The 26231-nt window shown below is 69.1% G+C and carries 20 protein-coding genes and 1 pseudogene; 7 read left to right on the forward strand and 14 right to left on the reverse strand.

The features are described 5' to 3' along the window. Window positions 1–14 precede the first annotated feature (14 nt). On the forward strand, window positions 15–1256 hold the full coding sequence (locus ACIBAD_RS18885; protein WP_398907758.1) for a hypothetical protein: 1242 nt from the start codon (window positions 15–17) through the stop codon (window positions 1254–1256). 204 nt (window positions 1257–1460) lie between these two features. Here the strand turns inward: ACIBAD_RS18885 and ACIBAD_RS18890 are convergent, their stop codons facing one another. From ACIBAD_RS18890 to ACIBAD_RS18930, 9 genes are all read right to left on the reverse strand, one after another. Next, a complete protein-coding gene (locus tag ACIBAD_RS18890; RefSeq protein ID WP_398907759.1) occupies window positions 1461–3506 on the reverse strand; it encodes an Hsp70 family protein in 2046 nt (681 codons plus the stop codon). After that, window positions 3503–4060: a hypothetical protein gene (locus ACIBAD_RS18895; RefSeq protein WP_398907760.1), complete on the reverse strand. Its 558-nt coding sequence runs from the start codon at window positions 4058–4060 to the stop codon at window positions 3503–3505. Before ACIBAD_RS18895 ends, ACIBAD_RS18890 begins: the two co-directional genes overlap by 4 nt. A 230-nt stretch (window positions 4061–4290) precedes the next feature. Further along, window positions 4291–6054, reverse strand: coding sequence for a hypothetical protein (locus tag ACIBAD_RS18900; RefSeq protein WP_398907761.1), 1764 nt, complete (start codon window positions 6052–6054; stop codon window positions 4291–4293). 259 nt (window positions 6055–6313) lie between these two features. Then, entirely contained in the window at window positions 6314–8218 is a 1905-nt protein-coding gene (locus tag ACIBAD_RS18905; protein ID WP_398907762.1) for a hypothetical protein, read from the reverse strand. Further along, window positions 8193–8660: a hypothetical protein gene (locus tag ACIBAD_RS18910; protein ID WP_398907763.1), complete on the reverse strand. Its 468-nt coding sequence runs from the start codon at window positions 8658–8660 to the stop codon at window positions 8193–8195. The genes ACIBAD_RS18905 and ACIBAD_RS18910 overlap by 26 nt, the downstream gene beginning before the upstream one ends. A 248-nt stretch (window positions 8661–8908) precedes the next feature. Continuing rightward, window positions 8909–10732, reverse strand: a complete 1824-nt coding sequence (locus tag ACIBAD_RS18915) for a sacsin N-terminal ATP-binding-like domain-containing protein (protein WP_398907764.1) — start codon at window positions 10730–10732, stop codon at window positions 8909–8911. A 1647-nt stretch (window positions 10733–12379) separates the two neighbouring features. Then, window positions 12380–13030, reverse strand: a complete 651-nt coding sequence (locus ACIBAD_RS18920; protein WP_134069741.1) for a hypothetical protein — start codon at window positions 13028–13030, stop codon at window positions 12380–12382. A 335-nt stretch (window positions 13031–13365) separates the two neighbouring features. Continuing rightward, window positions 13366–13797 carry a type II toxin-antitoxin system VapC family toxin gene (locus ACIBAD_RS18925; RefSeq protein WP_398907765.1) on the reverse strand — a complete coding sequence of 144 codons (432 nt, stop codon included), beginning with the start codon at window positions 13795–13797 and terminating at the stop codon, window positions 13366–13368. After that, window positions 13794–14111 carry a hypothetical protein gene (locus tag ACIBAD_RS18930; RefSeq protein WP_398907766.1) on the reverse strand — a complete coding sequence of 106 codons (318 nt, stop codon included), beginning with the start codon at window positions 14109–14111 and terminating at the stop codon, window positions 13794–13796. The genes ACIBAD_RS18925 and ACIBAD_RS18930 overlap by 4 nt, the downstream gene beginning before the upstream one ends. Window positions 14112–14874: 763 nt before the next feature. On the opposite strand from ACIBAD_RS18930, the gene ACIBAD_RS18935 reads away from it, so the two are divergent. Beyond that, the gene (locus ACIBAD_RS18935) at window positions 14875–15663 is read left to right on the forward strand and encodes a class I SAM-dependent methyltransferase (RefSeq protein ID WP_398907767.1); all 789 of its coding nucleotides are present in this window, start codon (window positions 14875–14877) and stop codon (window positions 15661–15663) included. A gap of 79 nt (window positions 15664–15742) precedes the next feature. On the opposite strand, the gene ACIBAD_RS18940 is transcribed toward ACIBAD_RS18935, so the two are convergent. The 5 genes and pseudogenes from ACIBAD_RS18940 to ACIBAD_RS18960 all read right to left on the reverse strand — a co-directional run. Further along, window positions 15743–16105 (reverse strand): hypothetical protein, encoded by a 363-nt coding sequence (locus ACIBAD_RS18940; RefSeq protein WP_134069737.1) that lies wholly within the window; start codon window positions 16103–16105, stop codon window positions 15743–15745. A gap of 20 nt (window positions 16106–16125) precedes the next feature. Further along, entirely contained in the window at window positions 16126–17634 is a 1509-nt protein-coding gene (locus ACIBAD_RS18945) for an amidase (protein ID WP_398907768.1), read from the reverse strand. Next, window positions 17631–18602 carry an NAD(P)H-dependent flavin oxidoreductase gene (locus ACIBAD_RS18950; RefSeq protein WP_398907769.1) on the reverse strand — a complete coding sequence of 324 codons (972 nt, stop codon included), beginning with the start codon at window positions 18600–18602 and terminating at the stop codon, window positions 17631–17633. The genes ACIBAD_RS18945 and ACIBAD_RS18950 overlap by 4 nt, the downstream gene beginning before the upstream one ends. A gap of 67 nt (window positions 18603–18669) precedes the next feature. Continuing rightward, complete coding sequence (locus tag ACIBAD_RS18955) at window positions 18670–19611, reverse strand: FAD-dependent monooxygenase (protein ID WP_398907770.1); 942 nt, start codon at window positions 19609–19611, stop codon at window positions 18670–18672. A gap of 40 nt (window positions 19612–19651) precedes the next feature. Next, a pseudogene (locus tag ACIBAD_RS18960) lies at window positions 19652–19951 on the reverse strand (FAD-dependent oxidoreductase); the annotation flags it as partial. Between the two features lie 122 nt (window positions 19952–20073). Here ACIBAD_RS18960 and ACIBAD_RS18965 point away from each other — a divergent pair. The 5 genes from ACIBAD_RS18965 (at window position 20074) to ACIBAD_RS18985 (ending at window position 26208) form a co-directional block, all read left to right on the forward strand. Next, window positions 20074–22719, forward strand: coding sequence for an ATP-binding protein (locus ACIBAD_RS18965; protein ID WP_398907771.1), 2646 nt, complete (start codon window positions 20074–20076; stop codon window positions 22717–22719). Between the two features lie 203 nt (window positions 22720–22922). Next, window positions 22923–23612 carry a HemK2/MTQ2 family protein methyltransferase gene (locus ACIBAD_RS18970; RefSeq protein WP_398907772.1) on the forward strand — a complete coding sequence of 230 codons (690 nt, stop codon included), beginning with the start codon at window positions 22923–22925 and terminating at the stop codon, window positions 23610–23612. Window positions 23613–23676: 64 nt separating this feature from the next. Further along, window positions 23677–23892 carry a CDGSH iron-sulfur domain-containing protein gene (locus ACIBAD_RS18975; RefSeq protein ID WP_134074287.1) on the forward strand — a complete coding sequence of 72 codons (216 nt, stop codon included), beginning with the start codon at window positions 23677–23679 and terminating at the stop codon, window positions 23890–23892. Continuing rightward, complete coding sequence (locus ACIBAD_RS18980; protein ID WP_398907773.1) at window positions 23889–24923, forward strand: iron-containing redox enzyme family protein; 1035 nt, start codon at window positions 23889–23891, stop codon at window positions 24921–24923. The genes ACIBAD_RS18975 and ACIBAD_RS18980 overlap by 4 nt, the downstream gene beginning before the upstream one ends. A gap of 112 nt (window positions 24924–25035) precedes the next feature. Then, window positions 25036–26208, forward strand: coding sequence for a glutamate--cysteine ligase (locus ACIBAD_RS18985; protein ID WP_398907774.1), 1173 nt, complete (start codon window positions 25036–25038; stop codon window positions 26206–26208). Window positions 26209–26231: the final 23 nt, after the last annotated feature.

Below are 26231 nucleotides of genomic sequence, written 5' to 3' on the forward strand. Positions count from 1 at the left end.
TTACGATAGGCCGCATGTCCTACGCATCGGCTCGTGATCTCCCCTCATTCCTCGAACTGGACCGGCAACTTAAGCCGCTGCGTCTGCTCGGCAAGACCGGTCGGCAACAAGCAGCGTCGATCAAGACGAAGATGCGTGAGCTGGCGGACACTGTCGATGCCTTCTACCAACTGCTCGGCGACAAGCACTGGATCTTCCACGACCGGCTCTCCCTCACGGCGGTTCGTACTATCCACGCTTCCGCAGGCGGTGACGCAGACCGGGCCGAGCAACTGCTGATCGAGCACTACCATGACCCCGAACACCTGGCGCTCATGCTTCTTCCCCTGCGGAAACTGCCCGCCATGCGCCGCAGACTGGATCTCGTCGACAAGGCCCGCCAGGACTACTTCGACGGCCGCTTCTACTCCACCGTCCATGTCCTGCTCAGCGTCATGGACGGCTTCGTCAACGAGTTCGAGACTGTCCGGCGAGGCCTCCACGCCCGCAAGCCTGAAGAGCTCCACGCCTGGGACAGCGTTGTCGGCCACCACCTCGGTCTTGCCCACGCCCACAAGACGTTCACCAAGGGCCGCAGCGCTACCCAGGAGGAACCCGTTTTTGAGCTGTACCGCAACGGCATCGTGCACGGCAGCATCCTCAACTACGACAACATCACCGTGGCGACCAAGGCCTTCAACCGGCTCCTCGCCGTCGCCGACTGGGCCGTCGCACGCGACAAGGAGGAGCGGCACCAGGCCGAGGAGCCTGTCACATGGTCCAGCGTGGGCCGGCAGCTCAAAGAGACGCTCGGCGCTATCAGAGAACAGGCCGAAGCGGATCGAGCCAATAAGCAGTGGAAACCGACCGAATACCGGCCCGGCAGTGAGGACTTCACCGGCCATCCTCTCTACCAGCAAACCCATGAGCTGCTGACCTGCTGGAAGCGGCGCAACTACGGATCCCTCAGCGGCCTGATGACCCACGACCTGCACAACAAGTACGGGAAGTCCGTGCGCAGCGAGATCCGCCGGGCCTTCGAGCCGTTTCCGCTTGACGACTTCGAGATCTGCGCGGTGCGTCATGACATGGCAGCGGCAGGCACAGTGCTGGTGGTCTTGGCCCACTCGGGTGGAAAGCGCGTCAGCGCCGAGCTGCGATGGGTCAGGGAGAACGCCCAGGCCCGTCCATGTCCCGAACCGATGCCGGGGCAGTGGCGTCTGGTCTTCCAACCCCGCGTCTTCCTGGACCGGGCCACCTCGCTGCCAGCGGAGTGACCGCCCAGGTGCCTCAGGAGTGCTGGTTGGGGTCGATCTACATCGCCGACCCGACCAGGGTTCTGCACAGCGTGCAGAACCAGCAGCGCATCGCGCGGCGCCGGGCCACCCTGACGGCCGCTCCGCTTCTGCAACGGCCTGGAGCGCGCTTGCTGCTCGGTGGTGGTAGCCACCCGGCGGTGCCCCGCCAGCCCCGCCAGACGGTCAGGGGAATAGCCAGAGCCTGTCCACCCAGGCGATCTGGATGAAGCGCCCCTTCTCTGCGAGCCAGGGGTAGGGGGTGCGGAACCGCGTTAGGTTCTCCATCGATACCACCGGTGCGTTGAGTTGCCCCGCGACGTTGAGTACGGCATGCGAGGACGTCGAGGAAACGGCGATTACGTTCCCTTGGGCGATGGCCTGGTCCAGTAGGTCCCGTTCGTGGTGCTCGACCGCCTCGGATACATCCGTGCCGATGACCGTGACAATGCGCCGGTCCGGGAAGCGCTGTCCGATCGCTGCGAGTGCGGAGGTGAGCAGCCTGTAGCTTGGCGGTCGCCGTGATGCAGGGGTGCGCCCTGCCGTCATGACTCCTCTGCCGTCGACGACGAGAGCCGCAGTAGCCGGCCTGGGTTCTTCCACCTGTGGTTCGGCGTCCGCCTGGGCCCCACCGGCCTTCCTCGCGTTGCTGTCGGAAGCCGGCTCTGTGATCCGTCGGAGCAGCCGTTCCAGCTCACGGTCGAGGCCCTGCTCGATGGGCGTTCCGTCGGGTCCGAAGCAGTCGAGTTCCTCGTTGAGGATCTCGCGGCCCCCGTGCCGCAGAACGGCTCGGACCTTGAGGATTCCATCGCGGTCGTACCGGTAGTCGACGTCGAAGAGATTGGCTGAGGGATCGGCCGCGGGCTGGGGTACGGGCAGTTCGAGCCGTGCGAGCGGGAACGTGCGCTCGTCATCGGCGGCACGGGCGCTGTCGCCCTCGACGATTTCAAGGACGACTCTTGATGCACCGCGAACGGCGGGCATTGCACTGCGGCTGCCGCGTGCGGGCAGGGTGGAGTAGCGCGGGATCAGCGTGGCGAATCCGCGACGGTCGCCAGCCTGGAAGGCGAGCCCCAGATCATGGCTGGCGGCCACCGAGATGGTGGTCCCCGGGACCAGGCCGTCGATCTCGGCTGCTGTGATCGCGGCTCCGCGGGCGACTGCCGTCATGGGGTTGCATAGACGCGCGTCGACGACATCCCGGACCAGTGCCGCCTCGACCTCGCGCCGGACCATCGGGATCTGCGAAGTTCCACCGATCATCAGCACGGCGTCGAGCGCGCCGGGGGAGAGCCCCACGTCGTTGAGGCACTCCTCCAACGGCACCAGAGCTCGCCGTACAAGAGGTTCGACGGCCTGCTCGAACTCCTCGCAGTGGATGACCACCGCGCGGCCGCCGCCGGGTGGCTCGAACAGGACCTCCGTGGTCCCTGGCTGGGACAGTGCGATCTTGGTGAGCTCCACATGACGCCGCCAGCGAAGGGCTTCGGCGCGCGTGAGGTGCTCAGGCCTCGTACCGAGCTTGGGCAGCACGAGCCTCACCAGCGCCTCGTCGAATTCGAGTCCGCCGAGGGCCGTGATCCCTCGTGAGGCGATCTCGTCGAAAATGCCGTCGTAGTGCTCGAGAACCGTGATGTCGATGGTGCCGCCGCCCCAGTCGAAGACGAGGAAGCATCCTTCGCCGGGGTAGTCGTGGGCGTAGCTGATGGCTGCCGCGGTGGGCTCGTTGATGAGAGCCTTCACCTTGATGCCGGCCAGGCGGGCCGCGGCCCGGGTTCGGTAGCGGGCCGCGCCGGTCGCATTGGCGGGGACAGTGACGACGGCCTCGTCCATCTCCCGAAGATTACGGCGGACCCCGGCCCGCATCTGGTCGAACAGGGAAGCCGCTACCGTCGTACTCCGATAGGGCTCGTCGCCCAGCCAGACGTTGTGTTCTTCCGGCACTGACAGGCGCGCGCCCTCGTCTTCTTCGGAGGAGGCCCTCGGCCTGGAAGCGAGCATGCGCTTGACCGCGTCCTGTGGTGTAGCCGTACTGCACTTCGCGGCCCATCCGAAGCACAGCGTTCGCTGCACGTCGCGAATGGAGACCACTGAGGGGAACAGCTCGTCGAAGCCAGGGCGGTTCCACTCGGCGGGCAGGCCCCCGCTGTCCACCCGGATCACCTCAGTGCCGTGCCCCGTCCAGCGGGCGACGACCGAGTTGCTGGTGCCGAAGTCGATCCCGAACGTCATCCTCTGCCCTTCGACTCGCCAGTGTCATCTGCCGGCAGCTGCCGTACGGCGCCACGCTGGACAACGCGGCCGGTCACCGTCTCGACGTACGCCGGCGACAGAACCTCGTAGCTGGCCGCGTGGTTGTGCTCCTGCGAGTCGACGACGTCGAACGGCGTCAGGTTGGTTGGCGTCGTCAGGCGAGTGAGTCCCGCCCGCTTCATCTCGGCGTCGACGCGCAGGCGCACAGCTTCGATGTCGTCGGTGCCCCATGCGGTGCGATCGATGAGCGCGAGTTGCGCGAGCTGCTGATCGCGGACGCGAGTGGCGTCGAGCACAGCGGTCCTCAGGGTGTCGTCCACCGCTGCCTGGACAGCTTGACGCACCAGTGTGCCCACCTTGTCGGCGGTGGACATGGCCACGCGGATGGCGTCGTCGAGCTCTTCGGTGAGCTTGCGGGACAGCTCCTGTGATGCTTTCAGTCCGGCCTTGGAGGCTGCCTTGTCCACCTGAGAGGCCAACTTCACGGTCAACTTCTCGAAGAGCGCGCCGGGGTCGGCGAGCGCTTCGCCCACCACGGGAGTATGTCCGTCGTGTTCCTCCACAACGTCAAGGTCCCGATTCCTGACGGTCTGCTGCGTGGCCGTGTCCGTCCTGGCGTCGGATCCGGCTTGTCGGCCCGACGACCGGGGCTGTTGACCCTGCGCCTTCGGCTGGTCCCGGGCGACACCGGGCCTGGAACGGGAACGCACTCCCTGGAACTCGGGGATGGAGTTGAGGGGTTGCCTCTTGTTTCTGCTGCCCATCAGTGGTCTTCCCTCATGATTCTGCTGCGGCTGACGATGTCCCGAGCCGCTTCGGACGCGGTCCAGTTCCGTTCTTCGGACGTACTTGGGTCCGTGCGGCGTTCCAAGGGGCGTATCCGCGGTTGGAGAACAGGTGAGTGGACGCGCGGGATCCGCAGGAACTGTTCGTCCAGGGGAAGCTCGTACAGAATCTCAGCCTCCCTGCCCATTCGCCCGGCCATCTCGCGTCGCTGGACTCGGTCCTTGGCGTTGTTGATGTACTCCAACTGCTCGGCGGGGACTTGACCGCGGAGATTTCGCCAGCCGTGGCGCCACTCGGACGAACCGTGCTCGACGGAGAGGGCCAGATACGGGTTGAGGACGTCGTGAGGTCTCGACTTCTGACGCAGTGCCTGCAGCAGATCGCTGAGTACGATCATGCGTCGGCGAGCCTGAGGGTCCACGCCTCCGCGACGCCGAGTACCGCGCATGAGTACCTCTTCCAGGAGCCCGACAGCCCGGTCCAGTCTGTCCCGGTCTCCCGGACGAGCAGTCAGGAAGTAGACATACGCCAACACCGCGCGTGCTTCCCGGTCCGCTTTGCCGGCTCCTGCTCCCTCTTTCTCGTTGCGTAGAGCGATCGCCTGCTCCACCACGCTGCGCAGGACGTCCGGTGCAATGTCGGGTTCAGCTGCCATGGCCCAATGAGCCTCGTCGAGTAGCCGGTACAGGCGTCGCGTGCCGGCCCAGTAGTGGAACTTGGACGAGCCGGACACCAGGCGATCACTCGGGAGACAGTCCTCCAGTAGGAAGAACAGTCCCGGTTCATGTCCCAGCTCTGGTCCCACGGCAGCTCCGCGGCGTACGGCCTGAAGCGAGCGGACTAGCCGGGACAGATCCGGTGGGAAATGCGTGTCGCCGAGTGGCCCTACCTGGTCGAGCGCATTGACGTCACCGGTGAGCAGCGCCGCACGCAGACTCCACTCGTCGTGCCGCCCATCGACCGGAAGGACGTCGGCCCCCTCCGCTACGGCGCGCCGTCGCAGCTCACTCGTCCATGCGAGGGCTTTGACGTCGGAGGCGCCGAGTGCGCCCGGCGACACGCGGGCCGTTACATAGCGGGAGCGGTCGTCGTGGTCCGGCCAGCTGGCCAGGTCGGCCCGTGCATCGAGCTTCCCGGAGTCGATGAGGTCGTCTACAACGGCCAGTGGGAGCGTATGCACGAGGCGGCGCCACGCACCTTTGGAGAGGACGGCACGGGTACCCGCCTCGTGAGCCTCGAGGAGCAGCTGCCATGAGTCCAGCTCGGAGGGATCCACCGGGGGAGCGGGAAGGCGGCCGGTGAGAATTGCTTCGGCCCGCAGCGATTCGTCGTCGCTGAAGACAGGCATCCCTGCCGTTGTGAGATCGGCAAGATGGGCGAGGGCGCCGAGGGGCGGGAATGCGACGGAGATGCTTTCCCGTACGGCTTTGGCGACGTACTCCATCGGATCGCTCAAGCCGCCGGCTCGCATGAGTACGTCGTGGAACATGTCCGCGGCCCCGGCCTCTCCGCCAACACGATCCAGGATGGTGACGAGGCGCGCGGGCAGCACCAGCGGTGTCGGCGGGGCATCCGGTGTAGCACCTGCCACGCCGAGATCGCCGGGATTGACTGCTCTGCGACGAGCCCGAAGAGCAGGTATCTCGCCTCTCTCCCGGGCGAGCCGTCGCTGTCGGCGCTTCTCCTGCTCAATCTGGCGAAGCTCCTCGGTACTGGCCTCGTCAACAGACTCCAACGACATTTGATGTGTCTCCCCGGCGAATACGACCTGTAACCAGCCCCATGTCACAGGTGTTTCGATTCGGATCGTATGCCAGGTTGGAGGGCCCGGCATAGCCATTCCAAAAGGTGGTCACCGAAGGGTTTTGGGGCTGCCTGCCCATGTCGGTGGGAGGCCGATTGCGTACAGCCTCTGGGGGCCACGGAAACATCGGGAACTGCCAGCTCGATCCGTGTACCCCGCCCGCAGGCAAGCTGACTGCGGGCGGGGTGAGGTCTGCTCACTCCTCAGCGGGCCACTCGTACAGTGTGGAGTCCACATCCGTGTCCCGGATGCCCTTGAGTCTGACGTCCGTCGGGGGCTCGACTTCGAAGCGGTTCACAGGGTCGGTCACGAGGCGGAGGGTGGGGGTGCCGGTGCCCTCCTCCAGATGCGAGGCGATGACCAGGGTGTAGTTTTCCCCTTCGGATAGTGCCCGCACGAATTCGGCACGAGTAAGGGTCAGTTCTGGCGGGACGGCGCCGCCGTGGGCCTTGATCTCGTAGTAGCGCCCGGCCGAGTCAAAGACATCCGCCCCAAGTCCCGAAACGCCGCGCTGGTCTTCCAGTTCGATGCCCTGCTCCCGCAGGATCTGACGGAGGGCTCGGATCACGAGCCGCTCTTTGTCCGGGTCCCGGTAGCCGAGCGGTGCGGACTGCTCTCGCGGCGAGGCGCCGCCGGGCCGGGGTTGGGGGAGTGAGGACGGCCGCCGTTTGCTTCCGCCGGGTCGTGCGGAGCTCGATCGGGACGACGTACCCGGATGCAGTGACGGAGTACCGGTCTGGGTGACTTTACGGGGCCGCTTGTCGAATTCGGTCTCACCCACGAGGCGGCGCACGGGTGCCAACTGTTCCGGCTGCGGAGGTGGCGGCGGTGGCGGCGGTGCGCTCGGCAGGGGTGTGGGCGGAGCGTCGGGAGCGGGGCGCGGCGCAGGTACGCCGCCCGCGGGTCGTGGCGGCGCGGGGCGTGATGCGGGGGCGGGCGGCACCGGACGGGAGGGCGGTTTCTCCTGCTCCCGCCGGCGCAGTTGCTCGTCCAGCCGCTGACGGTCTTCTTGGTCCTGCTGCTCGGTCGAGCTGAGGGCGTCCTCGCGGACGGTCTCCACCAGGCCCTCCTCCCATACATCCCGCCATCGGTGCCCAACGCGGGTCCGCTCCGTAGCGAAATGGGAAGCGATCGCTGCTCCCGCACCGCCCTTGGCGCTCAGTGCCTCGACGGACCGGATGAAGATGGTGGCTTGTTCGCGGTCGATCTGCGCGTCGATGGGGAGCTCGATCGGCTCGTGCCCGCCGCTTGGTTCGAGCCGGATCCGCAGCCCGGGATGGAGCCGTACCTCCAGGCCGGCCAGCCAAGTCCAGCCGGTGAAGTTCTCGGCCACCTCGGGCTCGTCGCGGACAAGGAGGTCTTGGAGGGCGACGACGGCTCGGCGGAAGTCCTCAGTGAGAGTGCCGTCCGGCGACAGGTCCTGTCCGCCGACGACTTGCGCGCCGACGACGTCCAGCGGAGTGACCCGTAGCAGGCCGAGCAGCGAGGCGAACTGCTGGACGTCCCCTCCAGGTTTCCAAAGAGGCAGCTGTTCCGCGAGGGCGCGTTCGAGGCCGGAGTGGTCCACAGCGAAGACCGGCCTGGTCTTGGTCCACCCGGCCGTGGTCCACAGCGGCAGGGGGCGCAACTTGTTCCGCAGCCCGAGTTGGACCTGCCCGTCATCGGAGGCGACGCGGTCCCGTAGGCGGCGTAGGGCATTGAGCATCACCTGCTGCTGCCGGACGTCAGGCGCGCTGCCGGCCTGTGCGATCTCCTTCAGCACGTCGGCAAGGTCCTCGGCACCGGGCTCACTGATGCCTAGCACCAGCCACAGCGGGTCAAGATCCGACCCGGTGAGCGCGAAGGGGCGGAACCCGCGCAAGACGGCGGTACCCCGGAAGCATGCGCCCGACATCATCCAGCCTTGGTCGGTAAGTACTAGTTCTTCCCCCATGAACCCGTAGCGGATCTGCTTCTCGACCTCCGCGCGCGGGGTGTCGACCGAGCGTTCAGTCAGGCGTCTTGCCAGAGCCCGGTACACGAGCAACGCCTCGGCCCTGAGGCCGTCGCCAATCTCGTCGTTCCCCTGAGTCCGTTCACGGAGCTCGCGAAGCCGCTCCATGAGTCGGGGGACGTCCGGATCGCCCGATACGCCGAGGGCCGTGAGAACGTCTACTCGGGTCGCCAGGGGCTTGATGGATGGCGGAGTGAAGATAGCCTGGGTCGTCGTGCCCGTAGAGGGCTTCGGCGTCCGGAGTGCGGAGCTGGAGTTCAGATGGTGTACGCAGGCCACCGTCGGCATCCTCCAGCCAGGCAATGTCCCGCAGCCGCCACACCCACATGGCCGACGTCTCGCCCTTCACGACCCACTTGCGGTCTGCCCATGCCATCGAAACCCGCGCCTGGTCCGGACTGGTGACCGGACCGGCAAGCGTACGCAGCAGGGCGGCCGTGCGTCGGCGGCGCTCCTCCACGTTTCGCTCGGCGACGATGTTCGCCACGACGGAGACCAGATCGGCGCTGATCAGGTCATCCAGGGTGAAGTTGGCATCCTTCTCGCTCATTGCGCGCCAGCGATCCGGGCTGCTCCACATACAGTCACGTGCCAGGCCGAGGCGCGAGTCCGCCGAGTACCGCTTGAAGTAGGAGTGGTGGTAGTGACTGCGTGGTACCGGTGTAAGCCGGGGCGTGTCCGCCACGCCGAGCAGTCTGAGGAAGGCCGTCCTGCTCAGGCCGTTGCTCTGCGCGGCGGAGAGCAGAGATCGCGCATAGGAGCGGTGAACCCAGACGAGCCCGGGTGTCTTGCGGGCTGCTACTGCGAACCGATCTCCTCAGCCTCTCCGGCATCGGGCAGGTGTCCGCCTGACTCACCGAGCCGAGCGACGAGCCTCAGCACGGCAGCCGTGTCGTCCCGTCGGACCAGCCATCCCTGCCTCCGCAGCCAGTCGACCACCCTCTTCGACCACTGGTCCTCCTCCCAGTAAGCAGAGTGCAGATCGAGCACGACACCCAGGTGGTCCAGCACCCCCGTGGTCTCGCCAGTTCCCTCCGCGAACGCGTGCTGGTCGGCTGATGGGCGCAGCGGACGTCCGTCGGCCGTGACCACGCACGGCTTGCGCGTCAACGCGTAGGCATGGCCGGCTTCCAGGACGACCGCGGCGAGCCGGATGATCCGTGTGACATCACGGTCTGCCTCGTCGAAGAGGCCGAGCGCATCAGTGACACGAACCTCTGGGAGCAGGTCCGCCGCTCCCGCCGAGCGCCAGTCCGCGAGCACCCGACGCCAGCGGCCGGCCCGGTCGCGGGAGGTAGCGGGAAAGGCGTACTGGGCGCCGGACAGCCGGGTGATGTCTGCATCGTCAAGCACGCCCGACAAGGCGGCCTCTTCAGCAGCGAACTCGGCCAGGGGTGCCGCGGGCCCGCCGTCCGCGACCGGCAAGGTGAGCTCCGAGGCGAGCGACTGCCTGGCGCGTGAATGGAGCGCCGCCCGCATCGTGTCCTGCAGCCGGTCTGGTGAGGTGGCCCCGGCTGTGGAGGGCAGGGGGATGAGGTGCCAGGCAGCCGGGTCCACCCGTCCGAGTACGTCGCGGACAGCGGCCTCCCATAGGTCGGCGACCAGCGGGACGAGCTGCTGGTTCAGGCGACTGTCGGCGAAGCCTTCGCGGCTGGCGACCGGGTCGAACTGGGCGTGGACGCGGGCAGCCGCGTTCAGCGGTGCGACGGGCAGGCCGGCATGGACGCAGCCGTGCCCCTGGGGTTGCAGGGGGAGCGCCACGGCGACTGGCATCGTCGTGCCAACGGCCTTGTGGTGGCGTTCCCAGCCGGGGCACGGCGAGACCTGTGCTTCGTACACCCGCCAGACCGCGCCGTCACTCGCAGTGGCGTGTCGCACCAGCACGTCGGTATTCGCGCCGCCGACCGGGACCCGGTCTCGTGCCGCTTCTTCCCAGAAAAGGGCCAGTACAGTGGTGCGCTCGCCGTCCGAGACTTCGAGTCGTTTGAGGTGCCGCAGGAAGAGCAGCGAGGCATCGCTCCAGCTCTCGAACCATTCGAAGAGATCGGAGGCGGGCAGCGCGTCCGACTCCAGAGGGATACGGAAGACCGTCCATTGGGGTCCAGAGATCTCTTCTGGTAGCTCCGGCGGAGCGACTGGTTCCAGGGCGAGATCGGCGAACCGTACGTGGAAGGGATGGCAGTGGACTTCCCAGGTCGTTGCGAGTGCCCTGAGCGTTGACAGCCCGATGCCAAAACGCCCCGTGCTCTGAGCGTCGGCGGTCTTGCCACTGAGCCATGGCATACCGAGGAGTAGGACATCGCCCATGCGCACGCTGACGCCGTCGTGGGCGATCAGCAGCGCGTCTGGATGCCACAGGAGCCGCAACTGGCTGGCCCTCGCATCGTTGGCGTTCTGTACGAACTCGGAGAGCACCTGGAGCGGGTCTGACGATAGGGTCTCGGCGCCCCGCTGGGCGCCCTCGGCCATTCTGCGGAAGACCCCCGGTCCTTCGCGCAGCCCCTGGTCGAGTAGGCGTACTACGTGTGCTGCCTCCTCGGTACCGGACACCTCCAGCTCCGGATCCACGCGCGGATCGTCCAAAAGCCTGCGCACCGCCGACGTGAGCGCCTCATGGTCCACGCTCGTCCCCCCTTTGTGCCGTATGACAGGCGATAATCCTCAGGCGTGTCGTGGCCCCTCCGATCAGCAACCTTCGTGATTCCGCCAACGTCCGGCTGCCTCCCCGAGGTGTCCCCGCCCGGGCCGTTGCCCGCGCTGGGGCGAGCTCATCCGGTGACCAGCGTGTGAGCCCCTGTCCACCATGGGCTTGAACGCGGCGGAAACTCTTCGGCTCCCCCTGCTGATTGTCAGACCCAACTGCTAGAGCGTGTCTCTTCTAGCTAGGGGGGCCAGTTGATCGGTGTCGGCGATCACCCGCAGGGAGCGGCGCGGCGACTACTGCACGCAGGCCCGACCCAAAAACCCGCGCCTGCGGTGGTCTACCGCCATCGAGCGACGGGACGGCTCCACCACGATGGACCAGCCCGGCCCGCGCCACCTGTCGCATCACGGTTTCAGGTCGCCCGCGAGAGCAAGAAGCGTCACAATTGAGCCGAGTGGGAGTCCGGCTCGGCTGGGGGAGCGGGCTTCAACCCCAGGGAGTGCGCGGCCCGCCCAATCCGTCCGAACCTCCCGAGTGGCGCCTTGGGGTGACGACTGGTTGGGGACCAGTTGGGGACCAGTGCCGCTGCATGCAGGCGCACGGCACGCGCATTGATGCACGTTCCCCGCCCTCAAATAGCGCCACATGTCCTGATTGTAGGCCTGGCGCAGCCATCTGGGGGTCAAGGGGTCGCAGGTTCAAATCCTGTCGTCCCGACTAGAGGTTCGCCTCGTAGTCGCAGATGAGGGCCTTGTTTCACTTCGGTGAGACAAGGCCCTTTTCTCGTTCCTCTGGCTCGTCGTGTCACAAATCGTCACAGACGCTGTCGATCACGCACCGGACAGCAGCTCGCCCAGCTTGTCCGAACCGGCCCTGAGGCTCTGCGGGTCGGGGTGGACACACACCCGCTTGGTGAACAGGTCGCTGTGCCCGGCCCAGGCAGAGAACGTATGTATGAGGCTGTCGCCTCACCCTAGCTGAAGCTAGGGACATAGGTAGGCGCCCTTGACGTGTCAGAACGCGTACTCAGCTTGGATAAACCGGTCGGTGCAGCACTGCACCTTGCTGAGTCAATCGTGTCGTGTTTTGGCAATCAGATTCGTGATGCCGTGAGTCCAGGTCAACCAGTCGCCAAAATAGTTCCTGGTCGCAATGAGCTCGGCCAACTTTTCTATCTCAAATCAGAACGAATCGAAGCGTTGCACCTTTCCCCAGATGGCACGCTCCATAGCGCCCTCAATTGAGACGGGCGCTTGCGTGACTGCGTCTTCGATGAGCTGCTCCCATGTCGCGCCACCAGTTCGGCGAATACGGGGATACGCGAACGCCGAGCCCTTGTTGTGGCCGTGACATTCGATGATGTTTAAAGGAACTGGCGAGTCGAAAGACGTCGCCGTGGGTTTTCTTATACCACGGGATATAAGCCGGTTCAGTAAGGTAGATGACAAACAGGGAGTAGGGGCTGGGTCTCATCACCATGCCGAGGCTGGGACAAATCGAGAAGTGCAACTGCAGGACTGTCAGCAGGGGTTGGATGGGCGGCGAGCCTCGATAGGCCGTCGAGGAACATTTCTTCTGCGACGTGGGCATGCAACCGCTGTAGCAACTACAGGTCGTCGACGAACTCACCCTGACGTATCTTCAGCACGGCCCAAGGGATTTTCAACAAGCTTGAGATACTGCAGGCCCGTCTGTGTGATTTCCGCGTACTCTCGAAGCCTGAACTTGTCACCCGCCTTTTCGAGATCGGTTTCAAAAGAGGATGCGTTGTCGTTAAGGGGTCTCAGGTAATTTAGATGTTCGAGGCGTACAAGCTCGCGGCGTAGCGACAGGTGATTTTCTACTTCGTCATCCTCCGTGAACCGCAACTTCTTCAGATGCTCAACCTCCCACCTGGTCAGTAGAGATCGAATGGCAAAGTTCAGTGCGTCCACCTCGGCTGTGAGTTGCTCAAATTGCTTCTCAACCTTGCGAAACTTGGCTCCCAGGAGACCGAAACGCAGTTCTTCAACGTTGGCCGGATAGGCCAATATCGTGAAGAGCGTGATCACGCCAGCAAGAGCTAGTAGCTGGGATGAGTTGAAGGTGATCTTCTGTATCAGACTCAGAATGAGAAACACCATCAACAGGATCGTGAGCAAGAAGGCCGCAAGAAGAAAATAGCGGTTCATTGGACCGCTCTTTATGGCCGACCACACATTTGCTCGACGAGTCACGGCCTCAGGCTCAACCTTAGGTGAACTCTCCAAAGATGCATGGTCACTCATGTAGATCATCTCTCTTCGCTCCTAGATTTGCGAAGAGCCCGCAAAGCGTTGATACGTCGCTACGTTTTCAGTATGTCACCGAAAGCATGGCTCGCAACCCCCACAACCAGCAGCTTCGGCCACCTAGAAGGGCGCAGTTCTGTTGAGGCATCAAATGACTTCGAGCCCCCTTCCCTCCCTTCGCCGTCATGCTGCCGCGGCTCCCCTGCGCGTCAAGGGCTTCGCGAGCCGCCTCCGTACCTCCGCCGGCCCGTGACCCGAGAGGGAAGACCGCAAGAGAACGTCAATTAAGGAGGGAAGGAAAAGTAGTGTCACCGCAGACCTGGAGGAGACTTGAGAGCTTGTCATGCTGCCGACTCCTCGTATTGGTCAAAATCGATGACGTCAAGCCCGGGGATCCGTGCAAAGTGTTTGACGTTGCTTGTGACAACGGGAATACCGTACTCCAAGGCGGTGGCAGCGATCAGGGTGTCCATGTCTCCCACGAGAACAGCTCCATAGGGGTGCCGTAGCGCCCGGCGCAAGTCAGCGAACCGATCCAGGATGTCGTAGGTGAGGGCGAGCGGAGGCGCTACCTGTAAGAGCTTCCGTAGCTGCTGATGGAGAACGTCGTGGTTGTTCATTTCCTTGAAGTACTCGGCAACCTCTCCATATACCAGAATGCTTGTAACCGCCTCGCCCTGTACCACCCAAGGGGCAATCGCGGAAACGGAATATCTGCGTCCTAGGAGGTAGGCAGCTAAAGGGCCGCTATCGAGAAGGTATTGCTGCGTCATAGGTCTTTGTCTTCAAGGGGTGGACTCGAAACTCTCCGATCGCGAAGGTTCTTGAGCCCCCTCATAACCTCATCAGCATCGCGATCGGACCATGCACCGGCAAGTTCAAGCGCTCTCTTCACGGCCTTGGCGTGCATGAGAGTCGGCGGGAACTCTGGCTGTTCCTTCGCGTCTGGCGAAGAATAGAAAACGATGTCCTGCCCCTTCCCCTCTCCAGGAATGGCGACAAGGGCCTGCTTGCCAGATGGTGTGATGAATGAGCTGGGAGTCGACATAGCCCCTGTGGTGGCGGGAACGGTGTCGGCGGTGCGCACCGACGTGGATCTCCGCAGAAGGCGGGCAGATGGGCCGCCGGTCGGGGGTCTCGCGGGCGCGAGCGGCGGCCTGCCGTTGCAGGCCCTCGAACGACAAGGCACCTGCCTCCACGTCCCCGGCGAGGACTTCGGCGTCGAAGACCAGGCCGCCGGGCAGCCGGCAGGTGGCACTCGCCGACCCCCCGCGTCATCCCTCCGGTCGGCCCACTCGCCCCCTGGCATTGAGGCACCCGTGAGCCGTCCCCTGTTCTGGAGATCGGCCACCCCCGTGTTCCAGGCATGCGGGCGAGTGCCTGCCGGCGCCGAGCGGCACGCCCTGCGCCGCCTGACTGCGCTGGACGCGGTCAACTGCCCGGCCTGGGGCCCGGACAATGACCATTCCGAGGGCCACGGCCCGGCGCCGACGGGCCCTGGAGCGGCTCGGGGCCGCCCCGTCCCCGTTCGATGGTGCTCATGGACGTTGTCTCCCGAACAGTCCGTTGCCGGTGGCGACCACGGTATTGATCTTCTTCGTCGCTGCTCCCTGACTCCCCGCCCCCGCCCAGCGGGGACCCGTTGGGGGCCACCGCCCCTGTCGATGGGCGCAGGCGTTCGGAGCCGTGGTCGTGGTAGTCACGCCGCACGGCCTGGGCCGGCGGTCGGGCGGAGTGCCGCAGGGTGCTCCGGCCGAGCTGCGGGCGGGTGGGGTCCCGGGCATGCTGGTTCGAGGCGGCAGGCGTCGGGCCCGCCGGGCCCAGGCCGCCCGGGATGAGGGTGAACGCCGGTGTGGGGCGAAGGGGAAGCGTACGAGCCGTACATCGGGCGGTGGAGCCGGCAGGTGGCGGTGGAGTGCCTCCGCCGGCTGGACGTTGCGGAGGGCGGTGACTGGCGGGACATCGGCTGCGGGACGGGTGCCGTCACGCGGGCGGTCCTGGACGTGGCCGGCCCGCGGCGTGTGGTGGGAGTCGAGCCGTCGGACGGCTACGTCCGGTACGCCCGGCAGCACGTCACGGATTCCCGGGCCCGGTTCGTACGCGGCGATGCGATGAGGCTGCCGTTCCCGGACGGCCGGGCGTCGGCGGCGGTCAGCGGCCTGGTCCTCAACTTCGTCCCTGCTCCTGAGCGGGCGGTCGCCGAGATGGCCCGCGTCGTTCGCCCCGGCGGCACGGTCGCCGCGTACCTCTGGGACTACACCCAGGGGGGCATGGAGCTCATCCGCCACTTCTGGAGAGCCGCCGTCTCCCTGGACGAGGGCAGCCGGGAGCTGGACGAGGCGCTCCGGTTCCCCCTGTGCGCGCCCGGGCCGTTGGAAGAACTGCTGCGGGCGGCCGGCCTGGCGGACGTGGAGGTCGACGAGATCGTCATCCCGACGCGCTTCAGGGACTTCGACGACTACTGGGCTCCGTTCCTGGGCGGGCAGGGGCCCGCCCCGTCGTACCTCGCTTCACTGCCGCGGAAGCGGCAGGACGCGTTGCGTGAGCGTCTGCGAGCAGACGTACCCACCGAGGCCGACGGCTCGATCGCCCTCACCGCACGCGCCTGGAACGGCCGGGGGAAGACGTCCGAGAACTGACGTCGGGCCGTAGACCCTCGCCGGCCGTACGCCGCAGGCTGGTGTGGAGCATGGGCGGGTCGGGCGTGGGCGGGGCGGGTCAGCCCTGTGCCCTGATGTGGTCGATGACGGCGGTGAAGGCTCCGGTGGGTGAGAAGTCCACGTATTCGCAGTCCTCAAGTGCCACGGGGGCGTGCCCGGGCGGCCAGTAGAAGGCCTGGCCCGCTTCGTAGATCTCCTCCCCGTCCTTCGTCACCATCTTCAACCGCCCTTTGAGCATGTAGCCCCAGTGAGGGCAGGCGCAGAGGCCGTCGGGCAGGCCGGTCAGGGCCGGCCTCATGTCGGTGCCCTGCGGAAACCGGACGAAGCCGACGGACAGGTCTTCTCCGATCGCTCGTGTGCGGACCTCGACGCCTCCGCCTTCGATCACGACCGGTGTGTCATCCCGCGTCGTCGCCGTCATGGCCGTCTCCATTCCCTGGGCTACGGGGAGCCTCCTTCCTCCAGGCTGGCCCCGGCGGCCGGATCGTGCCACGTGGGCGTGGTGGGTCGGTCCGGGCGGCGGTCGGACCAAGGGCGGGCGTGTTCGAGCTGGGCCGCGAGGCGCAGCAGGGTTGCCTCGTCGCCGACGCGGCCGAGGAAGTGGACGCCGATGGGCAGGCCGCTGCCGGACCAGTACAGGGGTACGGACATGGCCGGGGCGCCGGTGATGTTGGCGACGACGGCGGGGAAGGCGACGAAGGGGGCGCTCCGCTCGGCGGCGCGCAGTGGTTCGTCCTCTGTGGAGGTCATCTCGCCCAGGAGGATTGGTGGTTGGGCCACGGTCGGGGTGAGCCAGGTGTCGTAGCGGCTGAGGAAGCGGGCGGTGGTTCGGGCGAAGTGCTGGAGTGTGGTGACGGCGAGGAGGTAGTCGCCGCCGGTGAGGCGCAGGCCGCGCTCCCAGTACGCCCGGGTGAGGGGTTCGAGCTCGTCGGGGCCGGGTTCGCGGCCGAGTTCGCGGATCCAGTAGGCGAGGATCCAGGACAGGCCGGCGCCGTAGACGGCGCCGATGGCGTCGCCGACGTCCGGGGTGAGGCCTGGCAGGTCGGCTTCGACGAGTTCGTGGCCCAGTCCGGCGAGGAGCCCGAGGGCGTCGTCCAGGGCCGCGAGACAGTCGGCGTGCACGCGGTGGCCGTCCGCCGGGCGCCTGCTGAACGCGATGCGTAGTCGCCCCGGTTCGTGGTGGACCTCGTCGGCGAACGGCCCCGGCGTCTGGGGGGCCGGGTAGGGGTCGCCCGCCTCGGGCCCGGCGACGGCGTCCAGGAGTGCGGCGGAATCCCGTACCGAGCGGGTCAGGGCGTGTTCGCAGGCCCAGCCGCCGAAGGCGTCCCCGTAGGCGGCGCCGAGCGGCACCCGGGCGCGGTTGGGTTTGAGGCCGAACAGCCCGCAGCAGGAGGCGGGGAACCGGATGGAGCCGCCGACGTCGTTGCCGTGAGCCGCGGGGACCATCCGGGCCGCGACGGCGGCCGCGGATCCACCGCTGGAGCCGCCGGTGGTCCGACTGCGGTCCCACGGATTGCGGGTCGGCCCGTAGAGGACGGACTCGCAGGTCGGGCTCATGCCGAACTCCGGTGTGCTGGTCTTGCCGAGGATGACGAGTCCGGCGGCGCGCAGCCTTCGTACGAGCTCCTGGTCGTGCGGTGAGACGTGGTCGCGCAGGAAGACCGATCCCTCGTGGAAGGGCACGCCCCGCTGCTCGGTGATGAGGTCTTTGAGCAGGTAGGGGACCCCGGTGAACGGGCCGTCCGGGAGACCGGCCCCGACCCGTTCCAGGGCCTGCTCGAACACCTGCGTGACGACGGCGTTGAGCTGCGGGTCGAGGGCTTCGATGCGGGTGACGGCCGCCGTGACGAGGTCCTCGGCGGTGGCTTCTCCGGTACGGACGAGCTGCGCCTGGGCGGTGGCGTCGAGCGCGGTCAGCGCTTCCACGTCTCCGGGGCTGAGGGCCGTCATGGCCTTGGGCCGATGGCGCGGGCCGCTGCCGCCAGCGCCGCCTCGGCTTCCCTTACGGTCCGGCGGACGATCTCGCCGGCGGGCAGGATCTCCTGAACGAGGGCGGTCGACTGGCCGGTGAAGGGAAGGTACTCCTCTCCGCCGCCGGCAAGGATCGCGGCCATCACCCGGGGCACGGTCTCTGCGGGGTCCACCCGTTCGGGGTGCTCGCGCAGGGTGTCCACCAGGGGGGTGCGAAGGCAGCGCGGCACCCCGGCACTGCGGGGGAGGTTGAACGGCGGCAGGATCCGCTCGCTGCCCAGGGCCTTCACCGCGTCCGAGGCGGCGGACTCGATGATCCGGGTCTTCCACGCCCGCGAGACGCTCATCTCCTCTGACGCGAGGAAGCGCGTCCCCATCAGCACGCCTTGCGCGCCCAGGGTGAGCGCCGCGGCCAGGCCGCGGCCGTCGGCGATCCCGCCGGCCGCGAGGACGGGTACCCCGCCCGCCATGTCGACCACATCGGGGACCATCACCATCGTGCCGACGTCCCCGCCCTGCCCGCCGGCCTCGCCGCCCTGCGCGACGATCACATCCGCTCCGGCCCGGAGGGCCTCGTCGGCCTGACCGCGGCTGGAGACCTGCTGGATCCAGAGGATCCCGGCATCGTGGGCCCGGGTGATCAGGTCGGGCGGCACCGCCAAGTGGAAGGAGATCGCTGCCGGCCGCTCCTCGATCGTGGCCTGGAACGCTTCCTCGTCGAGGGGGCGGCTCGTGTGGTTGATCGCGAACGGCCGGTCCGTCAGCCGGCGCAGCCGGGCCCACTGCTCCCTCAGTTCCGGGAGGGGCCGCACCGCCGTGCCGAGGCTGCCGAGCCCACCGGCTGCGCACACTGCGGCCGCGAGATCGACCTCGTCCCAGGGGCCGAAGGGCGCGCAGACGATCGGGGCGTCGATACCGAGAAGGCGGCATACGGGGGTGGTCAGCATCGGGACCTCCAGCGGGCTCGCGACACTCCTGCGGCGAGCGGCCATGGCACGTGCTTTCTCAGTCCCATCATTGCCCATGACGCCGTCCCGGGCCTCGTGAAAGGGCAGCCGGGGGCCGTCCCCACAGTCTGGGCGCCCGGGATCCGACCGTGGCCCGGATCATGACCTTGGGGTTCAGCAGTACCGATGGGGGCGCTGCCCGCATCGCGAACGCCGCGAGCCGACGGGAGATGTCCGGGTCGGACACGGCTGCCGTGCGGATGGCCCGCTGGAGGGAGCCGGGTGGCCTGGCGAGCGCGTCCCGCCGGCCCACGGAGTCGTACGTGTCGATGAACCGGTGCGCCCGTCGGTAGCCGCGCAGCGCGCGGTGCAGGTCCCGGCCCCGGGCCAGGGGCTCGGCGGTCGCCTCGGCCAGCCACGCGGCACTGCGGAACGCCCAGCCGCAGCCCACGGCCGGAACCGGGTCCGACGTGGTGGCGGCATCGCCGATCAGGGCCAGCCCGGGCCGCGGTACCGGGTCTCGGCGTATGCACGGGTAGTCGGTGGTGCCGATGAGGTTCGACACCTGCCGGGCGCCGACGAGGGAGGGCCCGTCCGGCAGGCACCCGACGAACCGGTCGAACGCGCTCTGCCGCTCGGCGGTGAACTCGGGCAGCCGGTCCTTCGCGGGGAAGACACCCACCTGCGTGAGCCCGTCGTCGACACGGATGCAGACGGCGACGTCCCGGCCCACGGGCCACACCTGGCCGTCGCCGGGGCCGTTCATCGTCGCGCCCTCGTAGTACGTCCAGAACAGGAAGCGCTCGTTCGGGGCGTGGTCCTCGGGCACCTCCGCGAGTCGGGCGACGGTGGAGTGGTGGCCGTCCGCGCCGACGACCAGGCGGGCACGGAGTTCGGTGCGCTCGGCCTCGCCGTTCGCGGTGACCACACCGCGTACACCGCCGTCGTCGTCCTGGAGGAGGCCGACGACGCGGTTGTCCCGGCATGACGTCCACCCCCGGGGTCGCACCGGCGATCTCCCGCAGCAGCGGGTCCAGCTTGCTGCGGCGCAGGCTGATCGCCGGCGGAACCGCACTGTCCGGCCGGGGGACGATCCACCCGTGCTCCGTCCACACACCGAGCCCGGTCGTCACGGCTGCGCCGTGCGTGACCATGGGCTGCCAGAAATCCAGTCGCTGCAGGACGTCGTGCGTGCCGCCGAGCACGAAGTGGCCGCACAGCGTCTTGTGCGCCCGGGGGTTGCGATGGCGTTCGACGAGCGCCACGCGGAGCCCGGCGCGGCCGTAGGCCGTGGCCGCCGTGCAGCCCGCGATGCTCGCCCCGACAATGATCACGTCGTAGTCGTCCATGACTGCCTCCGCCGCTGCGTTCCGTTGCTTCGGTCATGACGCAGCATGCGCAGCCGGGCCGGCCGCCGACATCGGTAGTCGATACCCAATCTTGTGGCGGCAGCCTGCCTACCATGGACAAGGTGACGGTGGGACCCTGCACGCTTGAGGAGCGGGACGGCGAGATCGCGTCGCTGACCCGCTGGTGGCGCGAGGCCTGCGCCGGCACCGGACGGCTCGTCCTCGTCGGCGGTGACGCGGGCGCGGGCAAGACCGTCCTGGTCGAGGAGTTCGGCCGGAGGCTGGGTGCGGTGCGCCTGCTCCGCGGCTGCTGCGAACCCCTCACCCCACCGCTTGCGCTCGGTCCGCTGCGCGACATGGCCCACGGTCTGTCGCCGCCGCTGCGCCGGCACCTCACCGGACCGGCCGATCCGGTGGAGGCACGCCGCCTGATGCTGGAGGAGTTGCGGGGCGGCGGCGACCCCGCCCTCGTGGTGCTCGACGACGCGCACTGGGCCGACGAGGCCACGCTGGACCTGCTGCGCTTCCTGGGCCGCCGCATCGAGGCCTGCCCCGCCATGCTCGTCGTGGTCTACCGGCAGGACGAAGTGGGGGCACGCCACCCCCTGCGCGTCCTGGCCGGCGACCTCGCGGCCCTTCCCGTCGTGCGCCGGCTGACCGTGCCGATGCTGTCCGAGGCGGCCGTGGCACGCCTCGCGGCGGGAACGGACGTCGACCCGGCCGAGCTGTACCGCCGCACGGGCGGCAACGCGTTCTTCGTGACCCAGGTGCTGGGGGACGGCGGGGCCACCGTTCCCCCCACGGTCCGGGACGCGGTGCTCGCTCGCGCCGCCCGCCTGGAGCCGGGTGCGCGGGAGGCGCTCGACGCCCTCGCCTGTCTCGGGACGCGGGCGGCCCCATGGCTGGTCGAGGCGGTTTCGGGCCGGGCGGCCGACGACCTCGACGCATGCGTGGACGGCGGGCTGGTCGCCGCCGATGACGGTGCGGTCACTTTCCGGCACGAGCTCGTCCGTGTCGCGGTCGTGGAGGCGATCCCGCCGGGACGCGCGGCGGCCCTGCACCGGCGCGCACTGGCCGTACTCGGCGCGCGGCCGCCCGGCGAAGTGGAACCGGCGCGGCTCGCCGATCACGCGGAGCGTGCCGACGACCGGGCCGCCGTGCTCGCCTACGCGCCCCTCGCGGCACAACGGGCCTCCACCCAAGGGGCTCACACGGAGGCCGCGGCACACCTTCGCCGCGCGCTCGACGCGTTGCCGGGCGGGCCGGACGCGCACCGGGCCGGACTCCTGGAGGAACTCGGCCGGCAGTGTCATCTCGCCGACGACCTCGAAGGCGCCCTGCGCGCGCGGCAGGAGGCCGTCGAGGCGTGGCGCGAGGTCGGCGACGACCGCCGGCGGGGCGGGGCGCTGGTCGGGCTGGCGATCACCGCGGCGCACCTGGCCCGGGAGATCCCGCTCGGCGAGAAGGCCTGCGACGAGGCACTCGCGCTGCTGGCGGTGCAGCCGCCGGGGCCCGAGTACGCACTCGCCTGCGCCATCCGCGCGAAGCTCTCCGGAATGGCGTTCCGCAACGCCGACGCGGTCATGTGGGGCAATCGGCTCCTCGCGATGACCGGCGAGGGCACCGGACCGCTGGAACGGGCGCTCGCGCTCTTGTCGATCGGCATCGGCCGTGCCCAGGACGGCGACGTGGCCGGCCTCGACCAGATCGGGGAGAGCGTCCGACTGGCGCGCGGGACGTCCGCACACGACCTGGCCGGGCTCGGCTACTTCTGGCTCCAGCTGATCTGTGTGACCCGTCGCTGGTACCGGGAGGCTGGGCGGTGGTACGGGGAGGCGCTTTCCTTCACCGACGATCACGGTCAGGAGGTGTGGCGCCAGTGGCTGCGTGCCTTCCGGTCGCGGGCACTGCTCGAACAGGGCCGGTGGGACGAGGCCGAGGCCCTGGCCTCGGAGGTGTTGCGCACGGCGCACGTGGACGACGGGCGGAGGATGCTCGCCATGGTGGTCCTGGGCCGGCTGCGCTCGCGCCGTGGCGACGGCGATCCCCGCCCCCTGCTGACCCGGGTGCGTTCGGTCATGGCCACCGCCGAGCCGGTCGTCGGCTGGATCATCGGATCCACTCCGGCGCTGGCGGAAGCCGCGGTGTACACCGGGGACCTCGATCAGGTGGACACGGTGGTCACCCCGGCCCTGGCCGCCGCCGCGGCGCAGGGCGAGCCGTGGTTTCTCGGCGAGCTGGCCTACTGGCTCTCGCGTGCCGACGGACCGGCGGCAGTCCCGGCGCGGGCCGCAGAACCGTACCGGCTCCAGCTGTCGGGCCGCCCGCGCGAGGCGGCAGAGCGCTGGCAGGAGATCGGCTGCCCCTACGAGGCCGCGCTCGCGCACGCCGACACCGACGACGAGGGGATGCTGCGCGAGGCACTCGCGGCCTTCGACCGCCTGGGAGCCCGCCCGATGCGGGACATCACAGCACGCCGCCTGCGCCGGATCGGGGCGCGCGACATCCCCCGACGCCCATCCCGCGCTGCCGGCCCGGACGGGCTGAGCACCCGCGAGCAGGAGGTGCTCACCCTGTTGGCCGAGGGACTCCGCAATGCCGAGATCGCCGACGAGCTGTTCCTGTCCCGGCGCACCGTCGAGCACCACGTCGCCGCCGTGCTGCGCAAACTCGGCACGTCGAACCGTTCGGAAGCCGCTCGATACGCCCGGCGAAACGAGCCGGCCGTGCGCCGGCCCGCCATGCCCCCGTTGCCCCGGACATCGTGACCGAGCAGCTGGGTGAGCTGCGCCGACGTGCGAATGAGCAGGTCAGAGGCCGTATCGAAAGCATCCTCGAACCGTTTCCGGGCTGTGACGGGGAGCGGGCGGGGCGGGGCGGGCCGACCGTCCGGCCGAGGCGGATGTGATTGGTGAGCCTGAGGCGGGGCAGTCGCAGAGTCTCGGCAGCCGTTCGGTCAAGGAGGTGCACGGTGTCCTGTTCGGCTCTGCCCCAGGGTGAGCTGCCTGGCGGCCTGATCGCTTTGCGGGGCGTCTATCGGCCGCAGGCCGATACCCGTCTGCTGGCAGCGGCGCTCGAACAAGAGGAACTGGGGCCCAGGACGGACGTGCTGGAGATCGGCACGGGTACGGGAGCCCTGGCCCTGCAGGCCGCGGGCAGGGGCGCGCGGGCCACGGCCGTCGACGTCTCCTGGTCGGCGGTGGTCACGGCGCGCCTGAACGCCCTGCGCCGACGGCTCCCCCTGCGGGTGCTGCACGGCGACTTCGTCGCCCGCACCACGGGGCGCCGCTTCGACCTGGTGGTCAGCAATCCCCCGTACGTTCCCGCCCCGGAGGCCCGGCTGCCGTCGCGGGGGCCGGAGCGCGCCTGGGACGCCGGTCCCGACGGGCGCATGGTCATCGACCGCATCTGCTCGGCGGCCCCGGCCTTGCTGAGGCCCGGGGGCGTCCTGCTCATGGTGCATTCGGGGATGTGCGGGGCCGAGGAGACGGTCGACCGGCTGACGCGGGCGCCGCAGCTGACCGCGGAGGTCATGGCGAGGGCCTACGTGCCGTGGGGTCCCGTACTGCGGTCGCGGCGGGCCTGGTTGGAGCGGCGGGGGCTGGCGGCGGGGGCCGAGGAGCAGGAGGAACTGGTGATCATTCGTGCCCGGCACCGCTGACCGCGCCCCGAACGCGCCGGACGCGCCGGACGCGCCGGACGCCCCGAACGCGGCGTCCGCCGCGATGCCCGCGCGGCGGGTGTTCGTGGATCCGCAGGGCCCCGTCCTCGTCGAGGGCCCGGTTGAGATCGTCCTGGACGACGGGACCGTGGCCCGGTCCGACCGTTTCGTCGTCGCCCTGTGCACCTGTCGCCGCAGCCGGACGTACCCCTGGTGCGACACGAGCCACCGCCGCCGCGAGCGCACCGCCCCGCCTCCCGAGGAGAGGAAACCGCGATGACCCCTCCGGGGCCGAGCACGAAGGCGCCCACGACCACCGCCCGCCCCCGCCTGGCCGCCGGACGGGGCGAGCTGTCCTCCGCGCTGGCGCAGGCCCTGCGCTCCGGCCGCCCCCCGGCGTACGACCCGGGGGCGATCCTGCGGGCCGACCCGTGGGGAGAGGACCTCCAGCTCGCGCTCTACCTCCTGTACGAGCTGCACTACCGGGGCTTCGACGGCGTGGACGAGGAGCGGGAGTGGGATCCGGACCTGCTGCGACTGCGCCGGGCCCTGGAAGACCGCTTCCTCCACGCCTTGCGGACCGAGCTGTCCGGCGCCCCGCGCTCGGTCGAGGACGCGTTCGCCCCGCTCCTCGTGGAGCCCGTCGACCTCTCCGGCAGCCTCAACCATTACCTGGAGACCGAGGGCGAGTCCTGGCAGCTGCGCGAGTACGCGGCCCTGCGCTCCCTCTACCACCTCAAGGAGGCCGACCCGCACGCCTGGGTCATCCCCCGGCTCACCGGCCGCGCCAAGGCCGCGATGGTGGCCGTCGAGTACGACGAGTTCGGCGCCGGCCGCGCCGACCGCATCCACGCGAGGCTCTTCGCGGACCTCATGGCCGACCTGGATCTGGATCCGGGGTACGGCCGCTACCTGGACCGCGCTCCGGCGCCCGTGCTCGCGACCGTGAACCTGATGTCCCTCTTCGGGCTGCACCGCGCCCTGCGCGGCGCTCTCGTCGGGCACTTCGCGTGCGTCGAGATCACCTCGTCGCCCGGGTCCAGGCGCCTGGCCAAGGCCATGCGGCGCTGCGGAGCGGGACCCGCCGCCGAGCACTTCTACGCCGAGCACGTGGAGGCCGACGCCGTCCACGAGCAGGTCGTACGCCACGAGGTCGTCGGCGGGCTCCTCGCCGACGAGCCCGGCCTGGAGGCGGACATCGCCTTCGGCTGCGTGGCGACCGGATTCCTGGAGGACCGCTTCGCGGCCCATGTCCGCGGGGCCTGGGACCAGGGGCACAGCGCGCTGCGCACACCCCTGCCCGAGCCGTGACGGTGGGTCCGCAACCGCGCCGGCGTGATTGGCGGGGCGGCCAGTGGGCAGCCGCGGTGTGACGGGTGAGCCTGCCCGGCTTGCCGCGGCCCGGTCGAGGAAGGGCTCTTCCATGTCGCGCAAACTGATCGCCCCGGCCCGTGGAGTCGACCGCGTCGGCGCGGTCCCGCCCTTGGCCGCCCGGCGGATGACGGTGGGCGTGGAGGAGGAGTTCCTGCTCGTGGACCCGCGCACGGGAGTGCCGGTGGCCCGCGGTCCGCTCGTCGTGGAAGCCGCACGTGCGGTACTGGGCGAACGCGCACAGCCCGAGTTCTTCGCCGCGCAGGTCGAGGTGTGCACCCGCCCCACGGCCGACATGGCCGAGCTGAGGTGCGAGCTGGCCCTGCTGCGGCAGGTGATGGCGGAGGCCGGGGCGGGTGAAGGATGCCTGCTGGCCGCGACCGGCACCCCGGTGATCCCTCCCGGGCGGCCGCCGACGGTGACCCCGGACGCGCGGTACGGGCGGATGGCCGCCCGCTGGCCGTCCCTGGTGGGCACGTACGACGGGATGGTGTGCGGCTGCCACATCCACGTGGGGGTGCCCGGGCGCGGCCAGGCACTCGCCCTGGCCAACCACATGCGTCCCTGGCTGCCGGGCCTGCAGGCGCTCGCCGCCAACTCGCCCTTCTCCCTGGGCCGTGACACCGGCTGGATGAGCCGGCGGTCCGTGGAGCACTCACGCTGGCCCGGAGTGGGGCCGGCCCCCCTGCTCGACGAAACCGGCTACGAACGCCTCGCCGACCACCTGGTGCGGACCGGCACGCTGCTGGACCGCCGGATGATCTACTGGTACGCGCGCCCCTCCGAGCACGTACCGACGCTGGAGATCCGGCTCTGCGACGTGAACGCCGACCTCGACGTGGTCGTGCTGCTCGCGACCCTCGTGCGGGGACTGGCCACCGCCCTGCTGCCCGAGATCGCCGAGGGGCGGCCCGCTCCTCGCCTCCCCGAGTCGCGCCTGCGTGCCGCGCACCGGCTTGCCGCACGGCAGGGGCTGCAGGGGGAGGGGCTCGATCCCGTGAGCGGGGAGTGCATACCGGCCGCGGCGGCGGTCGCGCTGCTGCTGGCGCGGGCCGGCCCCGGACTGGCAGCCGTCGGCGACCGCGATCTCGCGGAGGAACTGTTCGACCGGGTGCGGCGCTCCGGGGGCGGGGCCGCCCGCCAGCGTGCGGCGTACGTGCGCCGGGGCCGCCTGAGCGACGTGGTCGGCGACCTGGTGCGCACGACGCTCACCGCCCCGGCGTGACGCCGAAAACCACCGCCGGGCAG

The organism is Streptomyces sp. NPDC051109 (genome assembly GCF_044455885.1).
Lineage (GTDB): Bacteria > Actinomycetota > Actinomycetes > Streptomycetales > Streptomycetaceae > Streptomyces.